A 24,065-nucleotide genomic window follows, 5' to 3' on the forward strand; every position below is an offset into this window, starting at 1 on the left:
ATGGGCGGCGCGCTGAGCCCGCGCGGCGACTGGCGTGCGCCGAGCGATGCGGTGGCCGATGTATGGCTGGCCGAGCTGGAGGCGAACGTTCCGGCGGAGGACGCCTGATCCGTGCCTGCCTGGTCGATCCTCGTCCTGATCGCGTGCAATATCGCATGGGCATTGAATGTCATCGTCGGCAAGGTCGCGGTCGACGATCTGGCGGTGCCACCGATCTTCTTCGCCGCATTGCGCTCCGCCATCGTGGTGCTGGCGCTCATGCCCCTGCTGCTGCGCGCGGTACCGGCGAAACTGCCGCAAGTGCTGGTCATCGGGCTCGCGATAAGCGGCGGTTCTTTTGCGCTGCTGTTCATGGGCCTGCAGACGGCCGACCCGGCGACCGCCGGCGCCGTCGGGCTGGTCGGTGCGCCGATGACCGTGCTGTTCGCGATCCTGTTCCTGGGCGAGACGGTACGCTGGCGGCGCGCGCTGGGCATGGCGCTGGCATTCGGCGGGGTGCTGATCGCGATCATGTCCAAAGGGGCCATGGCCGCCAGCGGGGGTGCGCTGCTGGTGCTGGTATCGGCACTGGTCGGCGCGCTGGGCGCAGTGTTCGTCAAGCGGCTGGAAATGGACGGGATGACGCTGCAGGCATGGGCCGCGGTGGCATCGACTGGCGTGCTCCTGCCGCTGTCCTTCCTCGTCGAGCAGGGGCAGGTCGCCGCGGTGATGGCATCGCCCTGGGCGCTGGCCGGGTGCCTGTTCTTCGCCGCCATCGTGGTCTCCATCGGCGCGACGGGCACCTATTTCGTACTGTTCAAGAAGTTCGAGGCGAACATGGTCGTGCCGCTGACCTTGCTGCACCCGCTGATGACGATCGGACTCGGCGCATGGCTGACCAATGACGAGATCGGGTGGCGGCTGCTGGTGGGGGCGGGCATCGCGCTGGCCGGCGTTGCGATCATCGTGATCCGCCCGAGCGAGACCTTCACCAAGCGCTTCCTCGTCCGGCCTCGGATGTAGGCAGGCCTGATACCGGATTAGCGATTTACCACGCAAAGACGCTGCGTTAGCATCCGGGCATGCAGTTTACACGCTATGCCCTCGTCGCACTCGCCCTATCACTGGTAGCGCTAACATCTCCCGCTCGTGCCTGCGATACACCGGTTGCGCCGTGCGAACGGGGAGCAAGCAGCAGCCTCCAGATCGTTGGCGGGGGCGAAGTGGTGGTCGTGGTCGACCCTTCCGAAGGCGCGCCGGTGCGGCGCGCGGCGGAAGCTCTCGTCGCGGATATTGAGCGGATCGGTGGCAGCGCGCGGCTGGCGGACAGCATCTCCGCAGCCGAAAATCAGCCCACCATCTGGATCGGCGAGGCGGGCACGGCCGGTGCGCTCAACGATGCGCTGCGGGCGCGCGGCCACGGTGATACGGACTTTGCCGGGAGGTGGGAAGCCTATCGCCAGATCATGCTGCCTTTGCAGCGTGCAGAGGCTCCGCCGGTGCTCGCGATCTCCGGCTCCGATCCGCGCGGGGTGATTTACGGCGTGTACGACCTGTCCGAACGCATGGGCGTGTCGCCGTGGCACTGGTGGGCCGATGTCCCGACCGTACAGCGCGAGAACCTGTTCCTGACAACTGGCGAACGCAGCGATGCGCCGCAGGTGCGCTATCGCGGGTTCTTCATCAATGACGAGGAGCCCGCCTTCGGCAACTGGGCGCGCGAGCAGTTCGGCGGGATCAACTCTGCCGCCTACGAGCGGGTGTTCGACCTGCTGCTCCGCCTCAAGGGCAATTACATCTGGCCTGCGATGTGGGGGAAGAGCATCGCCGAGGACGATCCTGCCTCGCTCGCCCTCGCTGCAGACATGGGCGTGGTGCTGGGCACCAGCCACCACGAACCGCTGACCCGCGCGCATGTCGAATGGGAGCGCGCGAAGGAGGCGGGCACCGCATCGGGCGCGTGGAACTACGGCGATAACGGCGAAGTGCTGCGGCAATTCTGGCGCGACGGGATGGAACGCTTCGTCGCAAGCGGTGCCGACGGCGTGGTGACCATCGGCATGCGCGGCGACGGCGACGAAGCGATGAGCGAGGATACTGCGATTCCGCTGCTGGAGCAGGTGGTGGCGGACCAGCGCGCGATCATCGCGGAGGCGACCGGCGCCCCGGCGGAGGAAACGCCGCAAGTCTGGGCGCTCTACAAGGAAGTGCAGGACTATTACGACCAGGGGATGGAGGTGCCCGACGATGTCACCCTGCTGTTTGCGGACGACAACTGGGGCCAAATACGCCGCCTGCCCGATCCCGAGGCTGCACCCCGCAAGGGTGGCTACGGCGTCTACTACCACTTCGATTATGTAGGGGTGCCGCGCAGCTATAAGTGGCTCGACACGATCCAGAACGGCAAGACCTGGCAGCAAATGGACCTCGCCTGGCAACGCGGCGCGCGCGACCTGTGGATCGTCAATGTCGGCGATATCAAGCCCACCGAGGCACCGCTCGATTTCTTCCTCGACATGGCGTGGAACCCGCCCGCGATGACGCCGGAAGCGCTTGGCGGTTGGAGCGAAGGCTGGGCGCGCCAGCAATTCGGGGATGAATTGGGGGCTGAGATCGGTTCAATTCTGGAAGAATACGCCCGTCTCGCTGCGCGCCGGAAGCCGGAACTTGTCGATGCCGAGGCGCTTCCTTCTGCCGAGATGAGCGTGGCAGTGCGGGAATGGCAGGCGCTGGAACAGCGCACGACGAGCGTGGCCAAAGGCTTACCGCAATCGCATCGCGCTGCATTCGGCCAGCTGGTGCTCCATCGAGTGCTCGCGATGAACAACCTTTACCGGCTGCACGATGCGGTTGCGCGCAATCGTCGACAGGCTGCCGCCAATTCGACCGGTGCAAATGCTGCAGCCGAAGATGTGGAACGGGCATTCGCGTTCGATGCGATGTTGACCGACATCTATCACGGGATATCCGGCGGCAAATGGAACCACATGATGAGCCAGACGAAGTTCGGCTACACATCGTGGGACGACCCGGACACCGACATCATGCCCGAAGTCACCCGGGTGGGTGACGACGCACGGCCCGTTGCGATCATCCCGCCGCCGCGGCTGGGCAAAGTCGTGCCCGCGAGCGAGGCGGCAACCCGGTCCGATCACCAAGCCTTGTCCTGGCGGCTCGTCCCATCGCTGGGCAGACATGGCAGCGCGTTGGTGTCCCTGCCGCAGGGCGTTCCGCCGACATCGGCGACGGATGCCATCGTTGCCGAGTTCGCCATCGAAGCGGTGATCGCGGGAGCCTACCGGATCGAGGTCGCGCTATCGCCCACGCTCAACACGTTGGGGAGCGAGCCCATGCGGATCGGTGTGCAGGTGGATGATGGACCGGTCGAAATCCTGACCTTCGATCTCGAGGCGACGGGCACGGAACAGGACACGCCCGAAAAGCGCGCCTGGGCGCAGGCGGTGATCGACAATCTCGTGCGGCTGGAAACGGTTACGTCCGATCTGGCGCGAGGCAAGCATCGTCTCAAGCTTTACCGGATCGACGACAATGTCGTGATCGACCATGTTCGCTACGAACCGGCGCCGATTGCCAACTAGTCCAGTTTCATCACCCAGTTATGCGGATCGGGCGCGGTGCCCATCTGGATCCCGACCAGCCGGTCGCGCATCTTCTGCGTCAGCTGTCCCGTTCCCCCGCTGCCGATGGTGAAGGTGCCGTCCGGCCCGTTGACGCTGCCCACCGGGGTCACGACCGCCGCCGTGCCGCAGGCGAAGGTCTCGATCAGGTCGCCCTTCTCGGCATCGGCGTGCCACTGGTCGATGGAGTACGGCTCCTCGCGCACCTGCAAGCCTTCGTCGCGCAGCATCTGGATCAGGCTGGCGCGCGTGATCCCGGGCAGGATCGTGCCGGTGAGCGGCGGGGTGACGACCGATCCGTCGCCAAAGGCGAAGAACAGGTTCATGCCGCCCAGTTCCTCGATATATTTCTTCTCCAACGCATCGAGGAACACCGTCTGCTGGCATCCGTGGGCGGTCCCTTCGGCCAGGGGCACGAGGCTGGCGGCATAATTGCCGCCCGTCTTGGCCGCGCCGGTGCCGCCGGGTGCGGCACGGGTGTGATCGCGGCTGACCCACACGTCCACCGGCTTCACGCCCGATTTGAAATAGCTGCCGACCGGCGAGGCGATCAGGCAGTAGAGATACTGCTTGGCCGGGCGCACGCCCAGGAACGCCTCGGTCGCGAACATGAAGGGCCGCAGGTACAGCGATCCGCCCTCGACCGAAGGCATCCACGCGCGGTCCTGCGCCACCAGTCGCCGGATGCTTTCGATGAACAGCTCCTCGGGCAGTTCGGGCATCGCCATGCGCCGGGCGCTATCGTTGAGGCGGCGCGCGTTCTCCTCCGGGCGGAACAGCGCGGCCGAGCCATCGTCCCACCGGTAGGCTTTCATCCCTTCGAAGATTTCCTGTGCGTAATGCAGCACGGCGGCCGCCGGATCGAGCGCGATCGGCTCGCGCGCGCACAGTTTCGCATCGTGCCACCCACCCGCATCAGCGTCATACGCAATGGTCACCATGTGATCGGTGAACAGCGTGCCGAAACCGGGATCGGCCAGCGCCTGGTCGCGCGTTTCGGACGGGACCGGGGCGGAGTGGGGAAGGTGGGCGAAATCGATCGTCGGCGCATCGGCCATGGGCTGGTCTCTCCTGTGTGCCAGCCGGTTATGAGCGTGCGCCTATCGGGGCAAGGGGCTTTTCTGAAAATTTCAGAATTTACCGGATAAACTATCCGAAAATTATAAGCTGCCTGTAGCTGGTAGAGCGATCAGCATCCTTCGATAGTGAACGACGTGATCAGCACGCCCGACCGGTCCACCCAGCGATAAAAGTACGAACCGCCTGCTTCCATGGTCTGCATCATGTTCGCATTGGTGCATGCGTTCTGCCTCGTCGAAGCTTCCAGCGCGTCGATGTTCTGCTGGCGTACGTCTGCCGTTTCGACATCGAGTACATAGACGTACTTGAATGTGGTTCCATGAGAGGAGACAGCGACCAGCGTCGTGATTTCATCGATTTTCGAGGGCAAGCCAGCGTCCATCTGCGCCGCCGTTTCGCTGAAAATGCAGGCGATGATTGCCGTCATCTGGGCATCGGTCGGGTTCTGGCCGATGGATGGATCGACACAGGTCGCGATGGCCGCGTCGCTATCCGTGTTAAGCTTGCCGTTCGTGGTTCCCGAATGTGCTTGCATCGTCAAAGCAAACAGCGCTGCACCGGCCCAGCCCGAAATCGGCATCGTCAATTCTCCCCATCCGTCGCCGCTTTATGCTTGCGTCCGGCACGACTGGCAAATGAAAGGGGCAGTCTCTGCCCGTCGGAGAGACCGCCCCTTCATGGTCAGCGGCCAGGAAGTGCCGCTCACGAAGCCTCTATCGGAATGCGACGTTACCGATAGTGCCTCGCGCGGAAACTTGCCGACCTCTCTGCTGAACCATGAGACATCGGATCACCTCCTTTCGCGCTTGTAAGCCAAGACCCGCACCGTATCACCGGGGGCCGAGAAGCGTCGTGCACCGCCGCTCTCAAGTGCCTTTGTGAGTCACCTGATTCGCCAGCACAAGCCTTGTAAATATCTTTTTCCCCGTCATACTTGTGCGCTCGCGAAATGAGGCTGGCGGGCAAGCAAAGGCGTGCCGGACCGGCAGCATTCGCGCCTCATCGCAATCGGTTTGAGAGGGCTTCGCGGTCCGCGCAGCGAGGATGCGAAACTGACGCTTCAGCGGCGACGAAAAGCTGACGCCTTAGCGGCAATCCTCGATCACGCGGGTCACCTCGGCCCAGGCGGGCAGGTAGAGCGGTGTCTCGCCTTCCACCTCGACCGCAAAGCGCCCGCGAGTGATCGCCATTGCATCGAGCAGCGGGTCGCGCGGGTTGAGTGAGACGGAGTAACCCGAACCCTTCGGTTCCATTCGTAGCGCTCTTGAACCGGTTTCGGTCCTGATAACCGCAGCACGCTCGCCACCGCTATTACCGGAACGATAGAGCTCGATCCATTGCTCAACCCGGTTACATTCGAGCATGAAGAGCCCAGCACCGGACGGGGACGAGAAAACTGCCATCCCGCCCTCTGTCTGATCCCCGTATTGCCAATTACCCGGTGTCTGCGGCCTGTCGATCCAGTTGGCCTCGGGCGCGATGGGAACCGGAGCAGGTGCCGGCTTCAAGACCAGTGCCGGCGCCGGAGCGGGCGCGGGTGCCGGGGGCGCGGGCTGCGGCGTCTGGCAGCAGGTCACGATCAGCAGCGATGCAGCGAGTGCGATGCGTGAAGGGGTGCGAAGTCTGGCCATGATCCTTCTAATGCGCGGGGACGCGGCGCGGGTCCATATTTTTCGAGCGGCGCGCTCAACGCACATTGCCCGCAATGCTTCACACGGGCGAAGTTTGGGCTAAGGCCTGCGCATGGCGAAGAAGTTGCGCGTGGATCAGGTGCTCGTGGCTCGCGGGCTGGCGGAAAGCCGCGCGCGGGCGCAGGCGCTGGTGATGGCGGGCTTGGTGTTTACGGGCGAAACGAAGATCGCCAAGCCCGGCCAGCCGATCGCGGAGGATGCGTCGCTCGACGTGCGTGGGCGCGACCACCCATGGGTCAGCCGGGGCGGGCTGAAGCTGGCCCATGCGCTCGATGCATTCGATCTCGATCCCACCGGCGCTATCGCAATGGATATCGGCAGCTCGACCGGCGGTTTCACCGACGTGCTGCTCCAACGAGGGGCCAGCCATGTGTTCGCGGTCGATAGCGGGACCAATCAGCTCGCGTGGAGCCTGCGGCAGGACGAGCGCGTGACCGTACTGGAGCAGACATCGGCGCGCATCCTCACCAGCAGTCACATTACCCGCGCTTGCGACTGGGTGGTGTGCGATGCGAGTTTTATCGGGCTGGCCAAGGTGCTCGAACGCCCGCTGGAGCTGGCCGCGCCCGAGTGCCGCCTCGTCTCGCTCATCAAGCCGCAGTTCGAAGTGGGCCGCGAAGAAGTGGGCAAGGGCGGGGTCGTGCGCGATCCCACGCTGCATGAACGCGTGTGCGACGAGGTGCGCGAATGGCTCGAAACCGGGGGCTGGCAGGTGCAGGGCATCGTCGAGAGCCCGATCACGGGTCCGAAGGGCAATGTCGAATTCCTGGTCAGCGCGTCGCGATCCTGAAGTATCTCCGGGCTATCAAAAGCTTGCTTTAGGAAAGGGCGCGGCCCGCGTGCCAATTCGGTATAGGGTCTGCAACCTTGCTTGTCGGTGCGGATCGCGGCATCCAGTGACTGTCGCAGACGATTCCCCCTTGGAGGATACATGACTACGCTGGCCTCTCGCGCGCAATTGCGCGCCAGCTTTATCCGTTGGGCGCTGTTTATCGTGCCGGCCGTCGTGCTGCTCGGCTTCCTGTCCGGCCAGCTTGCCGGATCGGGCGCGGGCGACCCGTGGTTCGATGCGCTGCAAAAGCCGGATTACTACCCCGACCCCAGCGTCTTCGGCGTCGTGTGGACGATCCTCTACGTGATGATGGGCCTCGCCTTCGCGCTGGTCTGTTCCGCCTGGGGCGCCACCGGGCGCGGGCTCGCGATCGGGGCCTTCATCGTCCAGTTCGCGATGAACCTCGCGTGGAGCCCGCTGTTCTTCATGCAGCACGAGATCACTTATGCGTTCTACCTGCTGGTAGCGCTGAACGTGATGCTCCTCATCACCATCGTGTTGTTCTTCCGCGTGCGGAAAATGGCGGCCCTGCTGCTGATCCCGTATGTCGCGTGGACTGCCTTTGCGGGCTATCTCAACTACGACCTGATGCTGATGAACCCCGAAGCGGACGGTTCGGACACGACCGGCGCGGTGCAGCGGATCGAGGTTTAGCTGGTTTGCGCACGGGCTCTGGACAAACCGGAGCCCGCACGCCACATCGCAGGTCATGCAGAGCCAGAACCCGATGATCGCCGATTTCGTGAAACTGGTGAACGGTGCCGCGGGCACCTTTGCCGGGATGACGCGCGAGGCGCAGGAAAGCGCACGCGAGCGGATCAGGGAAACCGTCGGCGGGCTCGATTTCGTCAGCCGCGAGGAATTCGAGGCGGTGAAGGCGATGGCCGCCAAGGCCCGCGAAGAGAACGAGGCGCTTTCCGCCCGGCTCGATGCGCTGGAAGCGAAGAGCAAATAGCTCGCCGCGCTGGCGGTAAGCCACCGTTTTTGCGTTGAACTTTATGAAATGATGGATCGGGAGCGGTCTGCCCTTTTGCGCGTTCAATCGTCGCAAGAGAGGTCTTCGCCCGATGTTCACACAACTCGATCCGCCGATCCCGCTGCACGTGCTTGGCAAGGGAGACGGCTATGCGCTCGCCGTCATCGATTATGGGCAGGAGCATAACCTGCTGTGGGTGACCGCCATCGACGCTACAGGCGAAATCTGGTGTGCGCCCAATCCGGAAGTACGGATGCAGGCCAACTGGTCGATGGGCCGCGCGCGCTCCATGGCGGTGAAGGCATCGAAGGAATCGATGGCGGGTTAGATTGCGTACGGCTTCGCGTCCTGCTTAGCACGTTGCGATGCAGCTGAAGGCCCCCGCCATTGTCCTTGCCGCGCGCCCGCATGGCGAAAACGCCGTGATCCTGCGCGCGCTCACGCAAGAGGCGGGGCTCGTCGCGGCCTACGTCGCGGGCGGGCAGGGGCGGCGGCTGCGCCCCGTGGTCATCCCCGGCAACATGGTGGAAGCCGATATCCGCGCGCGCTCGGCCAGCCAGCTGCCCTTCGGCAAGGTCGAACTGGTGACCAGCCGCGCGCCGTGGCTGGGCGAGCCACTGCCCGCCGCCGCGATCCTGTGGGTCACCGCGCTCACCGCGACCGCGCTGCCGGAGCGCAATCCCTATCCCAGCCTGTACGACGCGCTTGGCGGTCTGCTCGACGCGATCTGTCATGCGCCCTCGGCGCGCGGCTGGGCTCCGGCGCTGCTGTCCTACGAAGCGCTGCTGTTGCGCGAACTGGGCTATGGCGGGGCGAAGCCTGCCCCGGCGGACCTGTTGCAGACGATCGAGGCAATGCGTTCGCTCGGCCCCGCGCTCGACCGGTACCTGCTGGCGGACCGGCATGGCGATGCGATGGAAGCGCGCACCCGGCTGATCGACAGGCTTTCACGCATTGTCTGACGGGCGAGCGGCATAATTAGTCTTTGCCCGCGCCGCTTCGCCCGACTAGCGCTGGCACCATGAAAAAGACCACCGGAATAGATCGCTCCGTCACCTCCAGGTGGCGCCCCGCAACGCAGGCGGTGCGTGGCGGCACCTGGCGCAGCGAGCATGGCGAGACGAGCGAGGCGCTGTTCCTCACCTCGGGCTATACCTACGACAATGCGGCGGAGGTGGCGGCGCGGTTTGCGGGCGATGCCGAGGGAATGACCTATTCGCGCCTCCAGAACCCCACCGTCGCGATGCTGGAAGAGCGGATCGCGCTGATGGAGGGGGCCGAGGCGTGCCGGGTGCAGGCGTCCGGGATGGCTGCGATGACCACCGCGCTGCTGTGCCAGCTTTCCGCCGGCGACCACTGCGTTGCCGCGCGCGCCGCGTTCGGTTCGTGCCGCTGGCTGGTCGATCACCTGCTGCCGCGTTTCGGGATCGAGACCACCGTGATCGACAGCGCGGATAACGACGCGTGGGAAGCCGCGATCCGGCCCAACACCAAGGTTTTCTTCTTCGAAACGCCTGCCAACCCCACGCTCGACATCGTCGACCTCGCGCATGTCTGCGCTCTGGCGAAGGCGCACGGGATCACCACTGTCGTCGACAATGCCTTTGCCAGTAGTGCGTTGCAGCGCCCGATGGAGTTCGGCGCGGATGTGGTCGCCTATTCCGCGACCAAGCTGATGGACGGGCAGGGCCGCGTGCTCGCGGGCGCAGTATGCGGAACGCGCGAGTGGATCGACGAAGTGCTGCTGCCCTTCCAGCGCAATACCGGGCCCAACCTTTCGCCCTTCAACGCGTGGGTCGTGATGAAGGGGCTGGAGACGCTGGACTTGCGCGCCCATCGCCAGAGCCAGAACGCGGTGGCGCTGGGCCAGATGATGGAGCCGCGCGTGCCGCGTATCCTGCACCCCGGCCTTGCAAGCCACCCGCGCCATGCGCTCGCGCTCGAACAGATGCGCGCCACCGGGCCGATCTTCGCTTTCGATCTCGAGAGCCGGGAAAAGGCGCATGCGCTGCTCGACGCGCTCGAACTGGTCGACCTCTCCAATAATATCGGCGATTCGCGCAGTCTCGCCTGCCACCCCGCCAGCACCACGCATGCCGGGATGAGCGAGGAGGCGCGCGCCGAGATGGGCGTGACCGAGGGGCTGGTGCGCATCAATGTCGGCCTGGAAGATATCGAGGATATCAAGGAAGACATGGACCGCGCGCTCAAGGCGGCGGGGTTTTAGGCTTCGGCCAGCGGCCCGGTTCAGGCACCGTCGCGTTCGAACAGGAGATCTTGATGTTCACATCAGTCTGGGGCCGCTTGGGTTCGATCGTTGCGATCCTCTGGCTAATCGGGTGCGGCGTTCTGTATTTTCAGGTTCAGGGACTGAACAATCAGATTGAAGCCCGCGTCGTCAATGCCCCGCAAATACCGCCACAGACAAACACTTGGGAGATGATCCAGAGCGGTTGGGCCGATGAGATCGAGCGTCAAGCGGCGATGGAGAACGAAGCCCGGGCGTATGCGCTCGACACCGGGCGGATCGAAGATGAAAGAGATAATCTGGCTGGCCTGCTTTACATGCTTCTAGCCTTGCCGATTGGTCTTGGAATCTTTGCGGTCGTCGCTCGATGGGTGTCTGCGGCGTCTACAGCCTAGCCCATTGGCGGAATGATTGCGCATGCGTCTGCGCGTTTGAGCCCCAGCAATCTATCGGAACGCCCACGCTGGCTCACGTTGTCTCTGTGTACAGGCAATCGAAGGCATACGATGGGCGAACATCTGGAAGCGGCGCAGGGGCGCATGGAGCGGGCTGCGGAACTGATCGGGCTCGACGACGAGATCGTCGCGCACCTCCAGCACCCGATCGAAACGCTGGCCGTATCTGTCGGCCTGCGCCGCGACGACGGCTCGACCGTGCCGCTCAAGGCATGGCGGTGCCGCTACAATTCCTCGCTCGGCCCGACCAAGGGCGGGATCCGCTTCCACCAGAGCGTGCACCTGGACGAGGTCGAGACGCTCGCCTTCCTGATGACGATGAAATGCGCGCTCATGGGCCTGCCCTTCGGCGGCGGGAAAGGCGGTGTGGAAGTGGACGCGCACGACCTCTCGACAATGGAGAAGGAACGGCTGGCGCGTGGATACGTGCGTGCGATGGCGAAAATCCTCGGCCCCGACCGCGATGTGCCCGCCCCCGATGTCGCCACCGGCGAACGCGAGATGGCGTGGATGGTGAGCGAATATTCGGAAATCGCCGGGTCGATCCAGCCGCACGCGTTCACGGGTAAACCCGTCGCGCTGGGCGGGATGGCGGGCCGGACCCCGGCCACGGGCCGCGGTGGGCATATTGCGCTGGAGGCGATGCGCGACCTTGCCGGGCTGGACGAGGATGGCGGGTTGACCATTGCGCTACAGGGCTTCGGCAATGTGGGGCGCTGGTTCGCGAAAGCAGCGGCAAACGCGGGGCATTCCATCGTCGCGGTCGCCGATTCATCGGGTACGATTACCAATGCGGACGGGATCGATATCGAATCCCTCGCGGAGGTGAAGGCGCAGGAAGGCAAGGTCACGGCGTTCGAGGATTGCGAGGCGAGCGACGAGCCCGCGGATATTCTGGGTACGCAGTGCGATGTGCTGGTGCTTGCCGCGCTGGGCGGCGTGATCGCGGATGCCGACGATGCGCGCCAGCTGAACTGCAAGGCGATCGTCGAGATTGCCAACCGGCCGATCCTGCCCGCCGCCGACAAGGCGCTGGCCGATGCCGGGATCGAAGTCGTGCCCGATATCCTCGCCAATGGGGGCGGGGTGACGGTCAGCCATGCCGAATGGGTGCAGGGGCGGCAGGGCATCGACTGGGACGAGGAAGACGTTGCCGACTACCTGGAAGACCGGATGGGCGATGCCGCGGACAATGTGCGCGAAGTGATGCAGGAGTGCGACACCGACATGCGCACTGCCGCCTATGCCGTGGCCTTGAGGCGCCTGTGCGCGGCGATTTCCGCGCATGGAACGCGCGCGGATTTCGGCAAGAGTTGAGGCAGCATTGCAACAGCCTGTGGGCAAGCCGCCTCTGGACGCCTTGCTCCTGCCCGGATTCGCATTACGCTTCCGAATCGTGATGAAGAACCTGTTCGATCATGCAGCCACCACCGACGGGGTTACCGTGCGGGTCCTGGCCAATTTCCTGCCGGAGCAGAGCAATCCTGCGGCGGGCAAGTGGTTCTGGATTTACCACATCCGGATCGAGAACGCCTCGCGCGAACGACTTCAGTTGATGACGCGCCACTGGCGGATCACCGATGCGCAAGGGACCGTGCGGCATGTGGATGGCGAAGGCGTGGTGGGCGAACAACCCGTGCTCGCACCCGGTCGCAGCCACGATTACGTATCCGGCTGCCCGCTGGCGACGCCCTTCGGCACGATGGAGGGGTTCTACACCTTCCACCGCGAAGACGGTTCTCCGCTGGAGGTCCGCATTCCCTTCTTCCCGCTGGCAGCGCCCGCGACCGCGCACTGAGGGAGAAGGGACTGTCCGGCAGCCCCTGCGCTTTGCCTGGTCGCAAGGCAAGCTGCGGGTCGGACGGGGCATCCACTGCCTGACCTGGCGCTGTTGACAGGACCGATCCCGATGGCGATTGCCAATGCGCGTCGCGCAGGATGGAACCGGTCCGGTCGCGCCTTACCCCTCACAACCCTTATTGCAGTGCTGCATCGAAGCCTCCATGGTCCCCCATTGTGTGGGGAGGAATCATGAGAAGACTGGCGATTATAGTCGCATCGCTGGCGTTGTCCGGCTGTGTGACACCTGCGGCCACGACCGAAAGCGATACGGCGCGGTTCGCCGATTTCAGCTATAGCGGCAATGATCCGGAATTCGCCACGCCGCTGGCTTCGGGGCAGTATCGCAACCCGGTTCTCGCAGGCTTCCACCCCGATCCCAGCGTCGTGCAGGTCGGGCAGGATTACTACCTCACCAACTCCACGTTCGGGTTTTATCCGGGACTGCCGGTATACCACAGCCGCGATCTGGTAAACTGGACCCAGATCGGCAATGCGATCGATCGCCCGGACATGCTCGATTTCACCGGGGTGAACTTGGGGAACAACGGCATCTATGCCCCGGCAATCGAACATCGCGACGGCACGTTCTACATCATCACCACCTGTGTCGCATGCGGCGGCAATTTCGTCGTAACCGCGAGCGATCCGGAAGGTCCGTGGTCCGATCCCATCTGGTTGCCCCATATCGAGGGGATCGATCCATCGATCTTCTTCGACGACGATGGCCGAACCTATATCGTTCATCACCGAAATCCTGCCGTGCAGAAGACCCCCGATCACACGGCCCTGTGGGTGATGGAGGTGGATTCGGAGACGTTCGCACCGCTTTCCGAGGATACGATGGTGGTCGATGGTGCGACCCCGGCACCCTGGCATACCGAATACATCGAAGGGCCGCATCTCTACAAGATCGACGGCAAGTATATCCTGTCTGCGCCGGGTGGCGGGACCGGTTATTACCACGGTCAGCTCGCCTATCGGGCAGACAGTCCGTTCGGCCCGTACGAAGCCAATCCCGACAACCCCTTCCTGACCCAGCTCGGCCTGCCGGACGATCGCCAGTGGCCGGTTACGTCGACCGGTCACGGCGATATGGTCCGCGGGCCGGACGGTCGCTGGTGGATCGTGTTTTTGGGCGTGCGCCCATACGATCTGACCACCCCGCCGCAGGATCCGGGGCGGTTCCACACCGGTCGCGAAACGTTCCTCCTGCCGGTCGATTGGGTGGATGGCTGGCCCCGTGTCGTGAAGGATCGGCCGGTTCCGCTGGTCGCGAAAGGCCCCTCGCTGGAAGCCCCGGCGATCACCGGCAACTTCACCGTTGAAGATCGGTTCGACGGCGCCGAGCTGGCCCCGCAATGGCTGATGGCACGCACCCCGGGCGAGCGCTGGTGGGCGCTGGGTAGCGATGGCCTTGCACTGGCCGCCCGCGCCCAGCGGATCGGCGACAGAGTGCAGCCAAGCTGGATCGGCCGTCGCATCGCGCACAAGAATGCGGTGATCGAAAGCACGCTCACGGTCCTTCCTGCAACCGGCGCGGAGGCGGGATTGCTCGCCGCGCAAAACGATGAGAACTACCTCGCTTTCGGACTTAGCCGGAATGGTGCAGGCGATGTGATCGCCCGGGTAAGGCGCCGTTCGGGCGAGGACGATCCGCGCGGCATCGTCGTCGGGCAACGGGTCGTCCCGGCGGCACCATCATACCGCCTGCTTGTCGAGATAACGGAAGGCCGCGCAGACTTTGTGCTTTTGATCGACGGTGATAGCATCGTGATCGCCAGCGATGTGGATGCCTCGCCTCTCACCACCGCGAAGGCCGGTGGGTTCACCGGGGCGATGATCGGCCCCTACGCGGAACGGTAGCAGGGCCGGGGCACCCGGTTGTCGCTTTCGTTTCATACCTGCGCGCCGTTCCGGTCCGGCCATTATTGTCCGGGGGTGGCCGGAGCCGCGCGATCGCTCCTTTACACGACGCTGGCGTAACCCGGCTTGCCGCCCGCGCCCCGGCTGGCTAGCGCATTGCCTGCCATGAAGCGCACGCTCCTGCCCCTCAACGCCCTGCGCGTATACGACGCTGCGGCGCGCCATCTCTCCTTCACCAAGGCGGCGGACGAGCTGGCGGTCACGCCTGCCGCGGTCGGCCAGCAGATCCGCGCGCTGGAGGATCACCTCGGCACCGTGCTGTTCCGCCGGACCAGCAAGGGGCTCGAACTGACCGAGGAAGGCTCGGCAGGGCTCGATTCGCTGCGCGACGGGTTCCTCCGGTTCGAGGAAAGCGTGGCCGCGATGCAGGCCGGGCAGGCGGTGGACCGCTACGCCATCGGCGCACCGCGCGGCATGCTGGAAGGCTGGCTGGCCCCGCGCCTCGCCGATTACCAGGCGCAGCACCCCGGCGTGCGCTTCCAGCTGCGCGAGCGGGAGCGGGCGGATTTCTCCGAAGCCAATCTCGACCTCGCGATCTGGCTGACCGAAGGGCCGGGCGACCTGCATGGCGAACAGATTACCGGCGCGGACTGGGTGCGGATCGCGCCGGTCGACGCACCGGATGCGCAGGGTCGGACGGTCGGCTGGCCGGGAGATGGGCGCGATACGGACAAGGAACCGTGCATCGCGGTGGGCAGCGCGGGGCAGGCGCTCGCCTGCGTAATTGCGGGCATGGGCTCGGCCCGCCTGCCCCATGCGCTGGCCGCCGCCGCGATCGAGGCGGGCACGGTGCAGGTGAAGCAGGGGCCGGACGCGTGCCGCCGCGCCTACTGGTTGGTCGCCCCCGCACCCCAGTGGCGGCAGAAAAAGGTGCGCGCGCTCGTCGAATACCTGCTCTCGACCACCTGAGCCCGCGCTCCCCACTGCACTGGCGCAAAGTATTTGCACTTAGGGGGCACTTTCTCCCCCATCCGGTTACGCAATGATAACGAAGCTTAGGCAAATCTACGGCAGCAATGGCACCATCGCTGTTGCCTACAGGGATTTTCCGGAGCCGACCGATCCGAAATGTCGACGAATAGCAATATCGCACAGTTCCCCGGCACGGGGGCACAGGACGTTGCGCCTGCGAACGATCGCCGCAAGAACGAGCGCCAGATCGCGACCTTCCGCACCTGCTGCGTCGTGATCGATGGAGAGGCGCGCCCCGCGATCCTGCGCAACCTGAGCGACGGCGGCGCCATGTTCGAAGCGCTGGTGCCCGCCAAGCCCGATACGCACCTGACCTACTGGTGGGACGGGATCGACCCGGTCGAGGCGCGCGTCGCCTGGGTCAGCGGCAACCGGATCGGCGTTGCCAACCTTTCCGGCCCGGCCGAGGTGGTCGACGTGCCGCGCCCGCGCGCAACCCGCGTGCCCGCGCGCCTGCCCGTGCGGGTGTGGTCCGGCTGCAAGGGCCACCGCGCGCAGATGGCGGACATTTCCCTCTCGGGCATCGCGGTCGAGGGGCTGGAGGGCATCCGGCCCGGCACGCTGTGCACGATCGAGATCAGCGGACAGGCGCTGCACAACGCCACCGTCGTGCGGCATGAGGGCGATGTGTGCGGCATCCGCTTCGAAAAGCCGCTGGCGCCCGCGCGTCTGATGCAGCTGCTCGAAGGGGGCGGCCCGGTCGCCCGCGTGCTGACCCGCCCGACCTCGTTGAGCCAGATCGGCCACGCGATGGCACGCACGGCCGACGAGCCGAAAGCCCAGTCCGAACCCAAGCCCGAGCCGGTTGCGGAGCGCGAAGCAGAGCCCGCACCCGCCGCACCGATCCCGCTGCGCCGCTTCCTCTAAAGCTGCGTGAGGCCGGGGCCTTCCTAATCCCCGCCATCCTCACCCCCCTCGCGCACCACCCCGGTGCGCTTACGGATCAGCGCGAGCTTCGCTTCGAGCGAGGCGAACAGCGCCGCCTCCTCCGCCGCATCCTCGCGCCGCTGCGCCGCCAGCACCTCCGCCCTGATCGCTTCGTACACCGGATGCCCGGGCAGAACTTGCGCGGCATAGCGCTGCGGCAGGCGATGCTGGAGGAGGAAGCGCAGCAGGTTGTTGTCCGGCTGGTCCCACGTGCCGAGCAGCTTGCCGCCCGAGACGATGGGCGTGGGCGTGCCGGCAATCGCGCGTTCGAGCGCGCAATCCTCCAGTCGCTGCATCCCACGCTCGAGCGCGGCGTCCCACGCGGCGGCAAACCCTTCCGCCCCCGGCTTGGCGCGCAGCTTGTAGAGCGCCTCCATCGATTTGCCGATAGAGCGTGCGGCCTGCGTGACGATCCCCGTCGCCGCGAGCGTGGCGACAAACCGCCGCTGCCGCTCGGGCGTGATCGAGTTGGAGCGCGGGCGCGCGTGGAGATAGGGCGCGAACCCGAGCAGCGGATCATCTGCCTCGGGCTCGGCGCCGGTGTAAGCGGCGGCGGAGGTCGCCTGGCGGGGTATCTTCCTTTTGCTCCTCCCCCTTGAGGGGGAGGTTGGGTGGGGGTGGTCTACCCCCTCGGGCGGGAGAAACCCCTCCCTCGATCCCTCCCCATCGGGGAGGGAGGTTTGGGGCATATTCTTGGCGGGCGGCTTGGGCATAGCCGCAGACAGATTGCAGAATGCGGGGGAGTAGGAAAGAATGCTGACCAATCCTTAGCGACTTCACACAAATCTACCCTCAAGCTATGCCCGATAAATGATCACCCGCATCGAGATCGACGGCTTCAAGAGCTTCGAAAACTTCAGCCTTAATCTTCGGCCATTTTCCGCAATCGTAGGTCCAAATGCCAGCGGGAAATCCAATCTGTTTGACGCGCTGAAATTTTTGTCATTGCTTGCCCAAACAGACGTGCACTCGGCCATGCAATCCATGCGTGGCGAGCCTGAAGAGCTGTTTAGAATCACAACGGTTCGCGAGCACACTCGCATGAAATTTGCCGTCGAAGTCCTTCTTCCTCGTTTTGGGTTTGACCCATTTGGTGCCAGATTCGAAATTAATGCGCAGCGCCTCAGGTATGAGTTGGCTCTGACAATGCGCTTTGATGCACAGCGCGTACCTACCGGAATTGTCGTCGAAGAGGAGTCTTGCAGGCATATTGCAAAAAAGGACGACTATATTGGCTTTATAAACAAGTCCTTAGTTTCTTATTCCTCGCGTCGAAATCCTTTTATGGAAATGTCTAGAGAAGGTAAGGTGCCGGTCATTCAGATACGTCAAGACGGGCCGACGGAGACAGGTGCATCGAAACGAGGTCGTCCGTTGAAGCTTGCGGCAGGTGAGGCGACCCGGACCGCTCTTTCTACGATTAATACCGCCGAGTTTCCGCACCTCTTTGCACTTCGAGAAGTTCTGTCCGAAATCAGTTTTCTTGAAATCAACCCTTCAGAAGCGCGAAAGCCCAACGATAGGTTCGAAGAAAAGAAGCTGCGCGCAGATGCCTCGAACCTTGCATCAGTACTGGCACACATTAAAGATGAGACAGGCACTCTCGACCGGCCCGAGGGGGCAATAGCTGACATTTCTGTCGATCTATCATCTTTGATTAGCACGGTAAAAAGAGTTAAGGTGCATTCTGGAAGTAATGTCCGGGAGTATTCATTTTCAATTGAAACTGAAGATGGTTTGGAATTTAGTTCTAGGCTTATATCCGACGGCACATTAAGGCTTTTGGCTCTTCTTACTATTCTTGATGATCCATTCCGTAGCGGAATTCTTTGTTTTGAGGAGCCTGATAACGGCGTTCACGAGGGACGAATTAATGATCTAATAAATATCCTGAGGGAGTCGACGCTAGAATATGAGATGGGCGAAAGCCCATTCCAAATCATAATAAATACGCATTCGCCAGCTGTGCTGACTTCGCTACTTCCGAAAGAAATTATTGCTGCAGATTTAGTATCCAGTTCAAATCCTAAGGATGGCCGCTCGGTGCACCGGACCAGGATGCGGATTGGTGTTGAAGAAGATTCATTGGATCTTGAGCCTGGGAGTATGTTGACCCGCGCAGAAATCGGACGAATTCTGAAAAAAAAGCAGGGGCAAGCCTGAGTGTTTATTGCTTGGGCATCAATATATGAGGGGTCGACCGATGACACCTATTTCGGAACGCTCCTGCCTCGTGTGTTGAATGATCTGATCCTGCAAAACGCTAGCAGACGAGTCGATGTGGCCGATTTCCCAGCGATCAAATTTGGGCGAAGCGGGAAGGCGGTCGAAGATGTGGCCCGCGAAATATGCGAAGGCTCGGAAGCGTTCGATTTCCTCTTTGCTCATGCAGACACCGGAGGTCGAGCGCAGCAAGCAACTGCAACGGCGAGAGCGATGGCATACGCCAATGCGGCCGCCGACCTTTGTGGGTACCCTGTAGACCGATGTTTCCCGATTCTTCCAAAGAAGGAGATGGAGGCGTGGGCGCTTACCGACGCCTCCGCAGTTTGTCAGTCACTTGGCTTTGCTGGTGACTTTAGAAACCTCGGTTTGCCTTCGACGCCTCGGCAAGCGGAAGCGCTTGCTGATCCAAAGCTTACTCTGCGGCAGGCAATAGCTCACGTCAAAAGGCGCGTTCGGCCAAGCGACCCGTCGCGCTTGCTGGCATCCATTGCGCAAATTCAAGACTTGGCGCGGCTACGTCAATGCGCCTCCTACTTGCAATTTGAAAATGCGCTAGGCAATCAATTGAATGCGGATGGCTACTTCAGGTGATCCTTGACCCCCACCCCAAATCCTACTAAGCGCGCACCCAACCGAGGCAGGGCCTAGCTCTCGCCACGGCTTATAGAGCTGAACATTGCCGGTCATGTCCCGGGGCTGTCGCATCTGCGTCGGCCCTTTCGTTTTTCGAGACAGGGCAGCCGTCAAAGTAATCCGGGTGGCCCTTCGTGGGCGCGTTCGGGTGGAGCGTTTCAGGCTCGTGCGAGTGTTCGCTTGAGCGTCAGGGCCGTTGCCCTTCGACTTCGCTCAGGACGAACGGCCTCTCTTGCGAGGGGCGCGGCACGATCCCGATACCCTCCATTCGATCGCAAGCGCGAAGCCATCCAGCAGATGGACGGTCCCGCTCAAGTCCGTTTGTCCTGAGCCGGTGGCGCTACGCGCCGTCTCCGACTCCGAAGGGCGAACGGTCCTGATAGGGTCTGGCAGTTAAAACGAAGGACTAAAATGCCGACTATCAACCAGCTGGTCCGCAAGGGCCGCACGCCGCAGAAGGCCAAGAGCAAGGTCCCTGCGATGGAGCAGAACCCGCAGAAGCGCGGCGTCTGCACGCGCGTCTACACGACGACCCCGAAGAAGCCGAACTCGGCGCTGCGCAAGGTCGCCAAGGTCCGCCTGACGAACCAGCGCGAAGTCATCAGCTACATCCCGGGCGAAGGCCACAACCTGCAGGAGCACTCGGTCGTGCTGATCCGCGGCGGGCGTGTGCGCGACCTTCCCGGTGTGCGCTACCACGTGCTGCGCGGCGTGCTCGACACGCAGGGCGTCAAGGACCGCAAGCAGAGCCGTTCGAAGTACGGCGCCAAGCGGCCGAAGTAAGTTTCGCGTTCCACCGGCGTGGTTGCCGGTGGTGCGGTTTAGTTTTTGTGGGGTGCGGTCAGCACATCCGTGCTGACCTCGGTGCCAGCCCGTCTCCCCCTCCCAACCACCCGATAGCCTACCGGTGATCATATCGGGCGGTTGGGAGGGGGAGACGGGCCGGAGCCGGACCCCGAAACTCCAGAGGAGTTGAGAAGAATGTCACGTCGTCGTCGCCCAGAGAAGCGCGAAATCCTGCCTGATCCCAAGTTCAAGGATCTGGTGCTGAGCAAGTTCATGAACAACCTGATGCTGGACGGTAAGAAGGCCGTGGCCGAGAAGATCGTCTACGGCGCGCTCGACACTGTCGAAGCCAAGGCCAAGGCCAACCCGGTCGAGCTGTTCCACGCAGCGCTCGACAATGTGAAGCCGCAGGTCGAAGTGCGCAGCCGCCGCGTCGGCGGTGCCACCTACCAGGTGCCGGTCGAAGTCCGCCCGGAACGTGCGCAGGCGCTCGCGATCCGCTGGATGATTTCCGCCGCGCGCGGTCGTCCCGAAACGACCATGGCGGCGCGCCTTTCGGGCGAGCTGATGGATGCGGCGAACAATCGCGGCAACGCGGTCAAGAAGCGCGAAGATACGCACCGCATGGCGGATGCGAACCGCGCGTTCAGCCACTACCGCTGGTAATACATGGGTCAGGGCGCGCGGCCCGTGCGGCGGCGCGTCTTTATCCGGTCACATAAAACCCCATATGGGGGCGGCCTTTAAGGACACCCCCTCACTCTGACCTTTCGAGGAATTGACAATGGCCCGCGACTATCCGCTGGAGCGCTATCGCAATATCGGCATCATGGCGCACATCGATGCCGGCAAGACCACCACGACCGAGCGTATCCTCTATTACACCGGCAAGTCCTACAAGATCGGCGAAGTGCACGATGGTGCCGCGACGATGGACTGGATGGAGCAGGAGCAGGAGCGCGGGATCACCATCACCTCCGCCGCGACGACCACCTTCTGGTCGGCCGAGGATGGCCAGGGGCCCAAGCACCGCATCAACCTCATCGATACCCCCGGGCACGTCGACTTCACCATCGAAGTCGAACGCTCGCTGCGCGTGCTCGACGGTGCGGTTGCCGTGTTCGATGGCGTTGCCGGCGTTGAGCCACAGTCCGAAACCGTATGGCGCCAGGCCGACAAGTACGGCGTTCCGCGGATGTGCTTCGTCAACAAGCTCGACCGCACCGGCGCCGACTTCTACTACTGCGTGAACTCGATCGTCGAACGTCTCGGCGCGACGCCGCTGGTTCTTTACCTGCCGATCGGCGCGGAAAGCGACCTGCAGGGCGTTGTCGACCTCGTGAACAATCGCGGGATCGTGTGGGAATCCGAGGGCCTCGGCGCGGAATTCAATTACGTCGACATCCCCGATGACCTGAAGGACAAGGCCGCCGAATATCGCGAAAAGCTCATCGAGACTGCCGTCGAGCAGGACGATGACGTGATGGAAGCCTACCTCGAAGGCAACGAGCCCGACGCGGCGACGCTGAAGAAGCTGATCCGCAAGGGCACCATGGAGCGCGCCTTCGTTCCCGTGCTGTGCGGTTCGGCCTTCAAGAACAAGGGCGTTCAGCCACTGCTCGACGCGGTGGTCGACTACATGCCTTCGCCGCTGGACGTGCCCGCCATCAAGGGCGTGCTGCCCGACAGCGACGAGGAAGCCACGCGCAAGTCGTCAGACGACGAGCCTTTCGCCGCGCTCGCGTTCAAGATCATGAACGACCCGTTCGTCGGCTCGCTCACCTTCACCCGCATCTATTCGGGCAAGCTGTCCAAGGGTTCGGTCCTCAACTCCGTGAAGGAGAAGAAGGAAAAGATCGGCCGCATGCTGCTGATGCACTCGAACAACCGGGAAGACATCGAAGAGGGCTTCGCTGGCGACATCGTCGCGATTGCGGGCCTGAAGGAAACGACCACCGGCGATACGCTGTGCGATCCGGCCCACCCGATCATCCTCGAGCGGATGGAGTTCCCCGAGCCCGTGATCGAGCTGAGCGTGGAACCTAAGACCAAGGCCGACCAGGAGAAGATGGGCGTCGCGCTCAACCGCCTGGCTGCCGAGGATCCCAGCTTCCGCGTCAGCACCGACCACGAATCGGGCCAGACCATCATCAAGGGCATGGGCGAACTTCACCTCGACATCCTCGTCGACCGCATGAAGCGCGAGTTCAAGGTGGAGGCCAATGTCGGCGCGCCGCAGGTGGCCTACCGCGAATCGCTCGCCCGCGAGGTCGAGGTCGATTACACCCATAAGAAGCAGTCGGGTGGTTCGGGCCAGTTCGGCCGTGCCAAGGTTGTCGTCACTCCCGGTGAACGCGGCCAGGGCATCATCTTCGAAGACGAGATCAAGGGCGGCAACATTCCGCGCGAATATATCCCGGCGCTTGAGAAAGGTCTGCGCGAGCAGGCCGATAGCGGGCACCTGGTCGGCTTCCCGATCATTGACTTCACCATCCGCCTGATCGACGGCGCGTACCACGACGTCGACTCGAGCGCGATTGCCTTCGAAATCTGCGGTCGCGGTGCGATGCGCGAAGTCGCCAGCAAGGCAGGCATCAAGCTGCTGGAGCCGGTGATGAAGGTGGAAGTCGTAACCCCGGAAGACTATCTGGGCGATGTCATCGGCGACCTGAACAGCCGCCGTGGCCAGATCCAGGGCACCGACACGCGCGGCAACGCGCAGGCTGTCGAGGCCTTCGTGCCGCTGGCCAACATGTTCGGCTATGTCAACGAGTTGCGTTCGTTCACGCAGGGGCGTGCGCAGTACTCGATGCAGTTCAGCCACTACGACGAAGTGCCCGCCAACGTGGCGGCCGAAGTCAAGGAGAAGCTTGCTTAAGGCGAGCGATAGGTCTAGGGGCGGCGCCTGTTTTGAGCGGGCTCCGCCTTTTCCCCGCACAAATCCCCATTTTAAGACAGAGGTATTGAGAGAAAATGGCGAAGGAAAAGTTCGAGCGTAACAAGCCGCACTGCAACATCGGCACCATCGGTCACGTCGACCATGGCAAGACCACGCTGACCGCGGCGATCACCAAGGTGATGGCAGAAACCTACGGCGGTGCCGCTGTCGATTTCGCAAACATCGACAAGGCGCCGGAAGAGCGCGAGCGCGGGATCACGATCTCGACGGCTCACGTCGAATACGAAACCGAAGCGCGCCACTATGCGCACGTCGACTGCCCCGGCCACGCCGACTATGTGAAGAACATGATCACCGGCGCCGCGCAGATGGACGGCGCGATCCTGGTGGTGAACGCAGCCGACGGCCCCATGCCGCAGACCCGTGAGCACATCCTGCTTTCGCGTCAGGTCGGCGTGCCCGCGCTGGTCGTGTACCTGAACAAGGTCGACCAGGTTGACGACGAAGAAATCCTCGAGCTCGTCGAACTCGAAGTTCGCGAACTCCTGAGCTCGTACGACTTCGACGGCGACAACATTCCGATCATCAAGGGTTCGGCTCTGGCCGCTCTCGAAGGTCGTGACGAAGAAATCGGGGAAAACTCGATCAAGGCTCTGATGGAAGCCGTCGACACCTACATCCCGACCCCGGATCGCCCGGTCGACAAGCCGTTCCTTATGCCGATCGAAGACGTGTTCTCGATCTCGGGTCGTGGTACGGTTGTCACCGGCCGCGTTGAAACCGGCGTCGTGAACGTTGGTGACGAAGTCGAAATCGTCGGCATCAAGGACACGCAGAAGACCACCGTCACCGGTGTCGAAATGTTCCGCAAGCTGCTCGATCGCGGTGAAGCCGGCGACAACATCGGCGCACTGATCCGCGGCATCGGCCGTGAAGACGTGGAGCGTGGCCAGGTTCT

The 24,065-nt window shown here is 63.5% G+C and carries 24 protein-coding genes; 20 read left to right on the plus strand and 4 right to left on the minus strand.

Features of this window, described 5'->3' with window-relative positions; all coding sequences use genetic code 11:
• The first annotated feature begins 111 nt into the window (after nt 1-111).
• Together ACEQXE_RS03450 and ACEQXE_RS03455 are read left to right on the plus strand one after the other, a co-directional pair.
• Nucleotides 112-1,002 (plus strand): DMT family transporter, encoded by an 891-nt coding sequence (locus ACEQXE_RS03450; RefSeq protein ID WP_370177543.1) that lies wholly within the window; start codon nt 112-114, stop codon nt 1,000-1,002.
• A 59-nt stretch (nt 1,003-1,061) separates the two neighbouring features.
• Nucleotides 1,062-3,578 (plus strand): glycosyl hydrolase 115 family protein, encoded by a 2,517-nt coding sequence (locus tag ACEQXE_RS03455; RefSeq protein ID WP_370177545.1) that lies wholly within the window; start codon nt 1,062-1,064, stop codon nt 3,576-3,578.
• On the opposite strand, the gene ACEQXE_RS03460 is transcribed toward ACEQXE_RS03455, so the two are convergent.
• From ACEQXE_RS03460 to ACEQXE_RS03470, 3 genes are all read right to left on the minus strand, one after another.
• Nucleotides 3,575-4,675: a branched-chain amino acid aminotransferase gene (locus ACEQXE_RS03460; protein WP_370177546.1), complete on the minus strand. Its 1,101-nt coding sequence runs from the start codon at nt 4,673-4,675 to the stop codon at nt 3,575-3,577. The two genes, ACEQXE_RS03455 and ACEQXE_RS03460, sit on opposite strands and share 4 nt — an antisense overlap.
• 131 nt (nt 4,676-4,806) lie before the next feature.
• Nucleotides 4,807-5,232: a hypothetical protein gene (locus ACEQXE_RS03465; protein ID WP_372524227.1), complete on the minus strand. Its 426-nt coding sequence runs from the start codon at nt 5,230-5,232 to the stop codon at nt 4,807-4,809.
• Between the two features lie 550 nt (nt 5,233-5,782).
• Nucleotides 5,783-6,328, minus strand: a complete 546-nt coding sequence (locus ACEQXE_RS03470) for a hypothetical protein (protein WP_370177549.1) — start codon at nt 6,326-6,328, stop codon at nt 5,783-5,785.
• A gap of 112 nt (nt 6,329-6,440) precedes the next feature.
• On the opposite strand from ACEQXE_RS03470, the gene ACEQXE_RS03475 reads away from it, so the two are divergent.
• From ACEQXE_RS03475 to ACEQXE_RS03530, 12 genes are all read left to right on the plus strand, one after another.
• A complete protein-coding gene (locus tag ACEQXE_RS03475) occupies nt 6,441-7,178 on the plus strand; it encodes a TlyA family RNA methyltransferase (RefSeq protein ID WP_370177551.1) in 738 nt (245 codons plus the stop codon).
• A 141-nt stretch (nt 7,179-7,319) separates the two neighbouring features.
• Nucleotides 7,320-7,874, plus strand: coding sequence for a TspO/MBR family protein (locus tag ACEQXE_RS03480; protein WP_370177553.1), 555 nt, complete (start codon nt 7,320-7,322; stop codon nt 7,872-7,874).
• Between the two features lie 55 nt (nt 7,875-7,929).
• Nucleotides 7,930-8,175 carry an accessory factor UbiK family protein gene (locus ACEQXE_RS03485; protein WP_370177554.1) on the plus strand — a complete coding sequence of 82 codons (246 nt, stop codon included), beginning with the start codon at nt 7,930-7,932 and terminating at the stop codon, nt 8,173-8,175.
• A 112-nt stretch (nt 8,176-8,287) separates the two neighbouring features.
• A complete protein-coding gene (locus tag ACEQXE_RS03490; RefSeq protein ID WP_370177555.1) occupies nt 8,288-8,524 on the plus strand; it encodes a hypothetical protein in 237 nt (78 codons plus the stop codon).
• Nucleotides 8,525-8,561: 37 nt separating this feature from the next.
• Nucleotides 8,562-9,158 (plus strand): DNA repair protein RecO, encoded by a 597-nt coding sequence (locus ACEQXE_RS03495; RefSeq protein WP_370177556.1) that lies wholly within the window; start codon nt 8,562-8,564, stop codon nt 9,156-9,158.
• Nucleotides 9,159-9,217: 59 nt separating this feature from the next.
• Nucleotides 9,218-10,423, plus strand: a complete 1,206-nt coding sequence (locus ACEQXE_RS03500) for a PLP-dependent aspartate aminotransferase family protein (RefSeq protein ID WP_370177557.1) — start codon at nt 9,218-9,220, stop codon at nt 10,421-10,423.
• A gap of 53 nt (nt 10,424-10,476) precedes the next feature.
• Nucleotides 10,477-10,839: a hypothetical protein gene (locus tag ACEQXE_RS03505; RefSeq protein ID WP_370177559.1), complete on the plus strand. Its 363-nt coding sequence runs from the start codon at nt 10,477-10,479 to the stop codon at nt 10,837-10,839.
• A 111-nt stretch (nt 10,840-10,950) separates the two neighbouring features.
• Entirely contained in the window at nt 10,951-12,216 is a 1,266-nt protein-coding gene (locus ACEQXE_RS03510) for a Glu/Leu/Phe/Val dehydrogenase (protein WP_370177560.1), read from the plus strand.
• Between the two features lie 82 nt (nt 12,217-12,298).
• Nucleotides 12,299-12,697, plus strand: a complete 399-nt coding sequence (apaG, locus tag ACEQXE_RS03515; RefSeq protein WP_370177571.1) for a Co2+/Mg2+ efflux protein ApaG — start codon at nt 12,299-12,301, stop codon at nt 12,695-12,697.
• 233 nt (nt 12,698-12,930) lie between these two features.
• The gene (locus ACEQXE_RS03520; RefSeq protein ID WP_370177561.1) at nt 12,931-14,604 is read left to right on the plus strand and encodes a glycoside hydrolase family 43 protein; all 1,674 of its coding nucleotides are present in this window, start codon (nt 12,931-12,933) and stop codon (nt 14,602-14,604) included.
• Between the two features lie 165 nt (nt 14,605-14,769).
• Nucleotides 14,770-15,573 (plus strand): LysR family transcriptional regulator, encoded by an 804-nt coding sequence (locus ACEQXE_RS03525; protein ID WP_370177563.1) that lies wholly within the window; start codon nt 14,770-14,772, stop codon nt 15,571-15,573.
• A 159-nt stretch (nt 15,574-15,732) separates the two neighbouring features.
• Entirely contained in the window at nt 15,733-16,503 is a 771-nt protein-coding gene (locus ACEQXE_RS03530) for a PilZ domain-containing protein (protein WP_370177564.1), read from the plus strand.
• 23 nt (nt 16,504-16,526) lie between these two features.
• Here the strand turns inward: ACEQXE_RS03530 and ACEQXE_RS03535 are convergent, their stop codons facing one another.
• The gene (locus ACEQXE_RS03535; RefSeq protein ID WP_370177565.1) at nt 16,527-17,276 is read right to left on the minus strand and encodes a hypothetical protein; all 750 of its coding nucleotides are present in this window, start codon (nt 17,274-17,276) and stop codon (nt 16,527-16,529) included.
• 97 nt (nt 17,277-17,373) lie between these two features.
• Here ACEQXE_RS03535 and ACEQXE_RS03540 point away from each other — a divergent pair, with 97 nt between their 5' ends.
• From ACEQXE_RS03540 to tuf, 6 genes are all read left to right on the plus strand, one after another.
• Nucleotides 17,374-18,726 carry an AAA family ATPase gene (locus ACEQXE_RS03540; protein WP_370177566.1) on the plus strand — a complete coding sequence of 451 codons (1,353 nt, stop codon included), beginning with the start codon at nt 17,374-17,376 and terminating at the stop codon, nt 18,724-18,726.
• A 75-nt stretch (nt 18,727-18,801) separates the two neighbouring features.
• The gene (locus ACEQXE_RS03545) at nt 18,802-19,380 is read left to right on the plus strand and encodes a hypothetical protein (RefSeq protein WP_372524228.1); all 579 of its coding nucleotides are present in this window, start codon (nt 18,802-18,804) and stop codon (nt 19,378-19,380) included.
• 453 nt (nt 19,381-19,833) lie between these two features.
• Nucleotides 19,834-20,205 carry a 30S ribosomal protein S12 gene (gene rpsL, locus ACEQXE_RS03550; protein ID WP_007164630.1) on the plus strand — a complete coding sequence of 124 codons (372 nt, stop codon included), beginning with the start codon at nt 19,834-19,836 and terminating at the stop codon, nt 20,203-20,205.
• A gap of 198 nt (nt 20,206-20,403) precedes the next feature.
• Nucleotides 20,404-20,874, plus strand: a complete 471-nt coding sequence (gene rpsG, locus ACEQXE_RS03555) for a 30S ribosomal protein S7 (RefSeq protein WP_370177568.1) — start codon at nt 20,404-20,406, stop codon at nt 20,872-20,874.
• Between the two features lie 118 nt (nt 20,875-20,992).
• Complete coding sequence (fusA, locus tag ACEQXE_RS03560; protein WP_370177569.1) at nt 20,993-23,086, plus strand: elongation factor G; 2,094 nt, start codon at nt 20,993-20,995, stop codon at nt 23,084-23,086.
• Nucleotides 23,087-23,181: 95 nt separating this feature from the next.
• Nucleotides 23,182-24,065, plus strand: an 884-nt coding sequence (gene tuf / locus ACEQXE_RS03565) for an elongation factor Tu (RefSeq protein ID WP_370177570.1), incomplete at its 3' end; no start/stop codon positions are given.

It is taken from the genome of Alteriqipengyuania sp. (genome assembly GCF_964222115.1).
GTDB lineage: Bacteria > Pseudomonadota > Alphaproteobacteria > Sphingomonadales > Sphingomonadaceae > Alteriqipengyuania.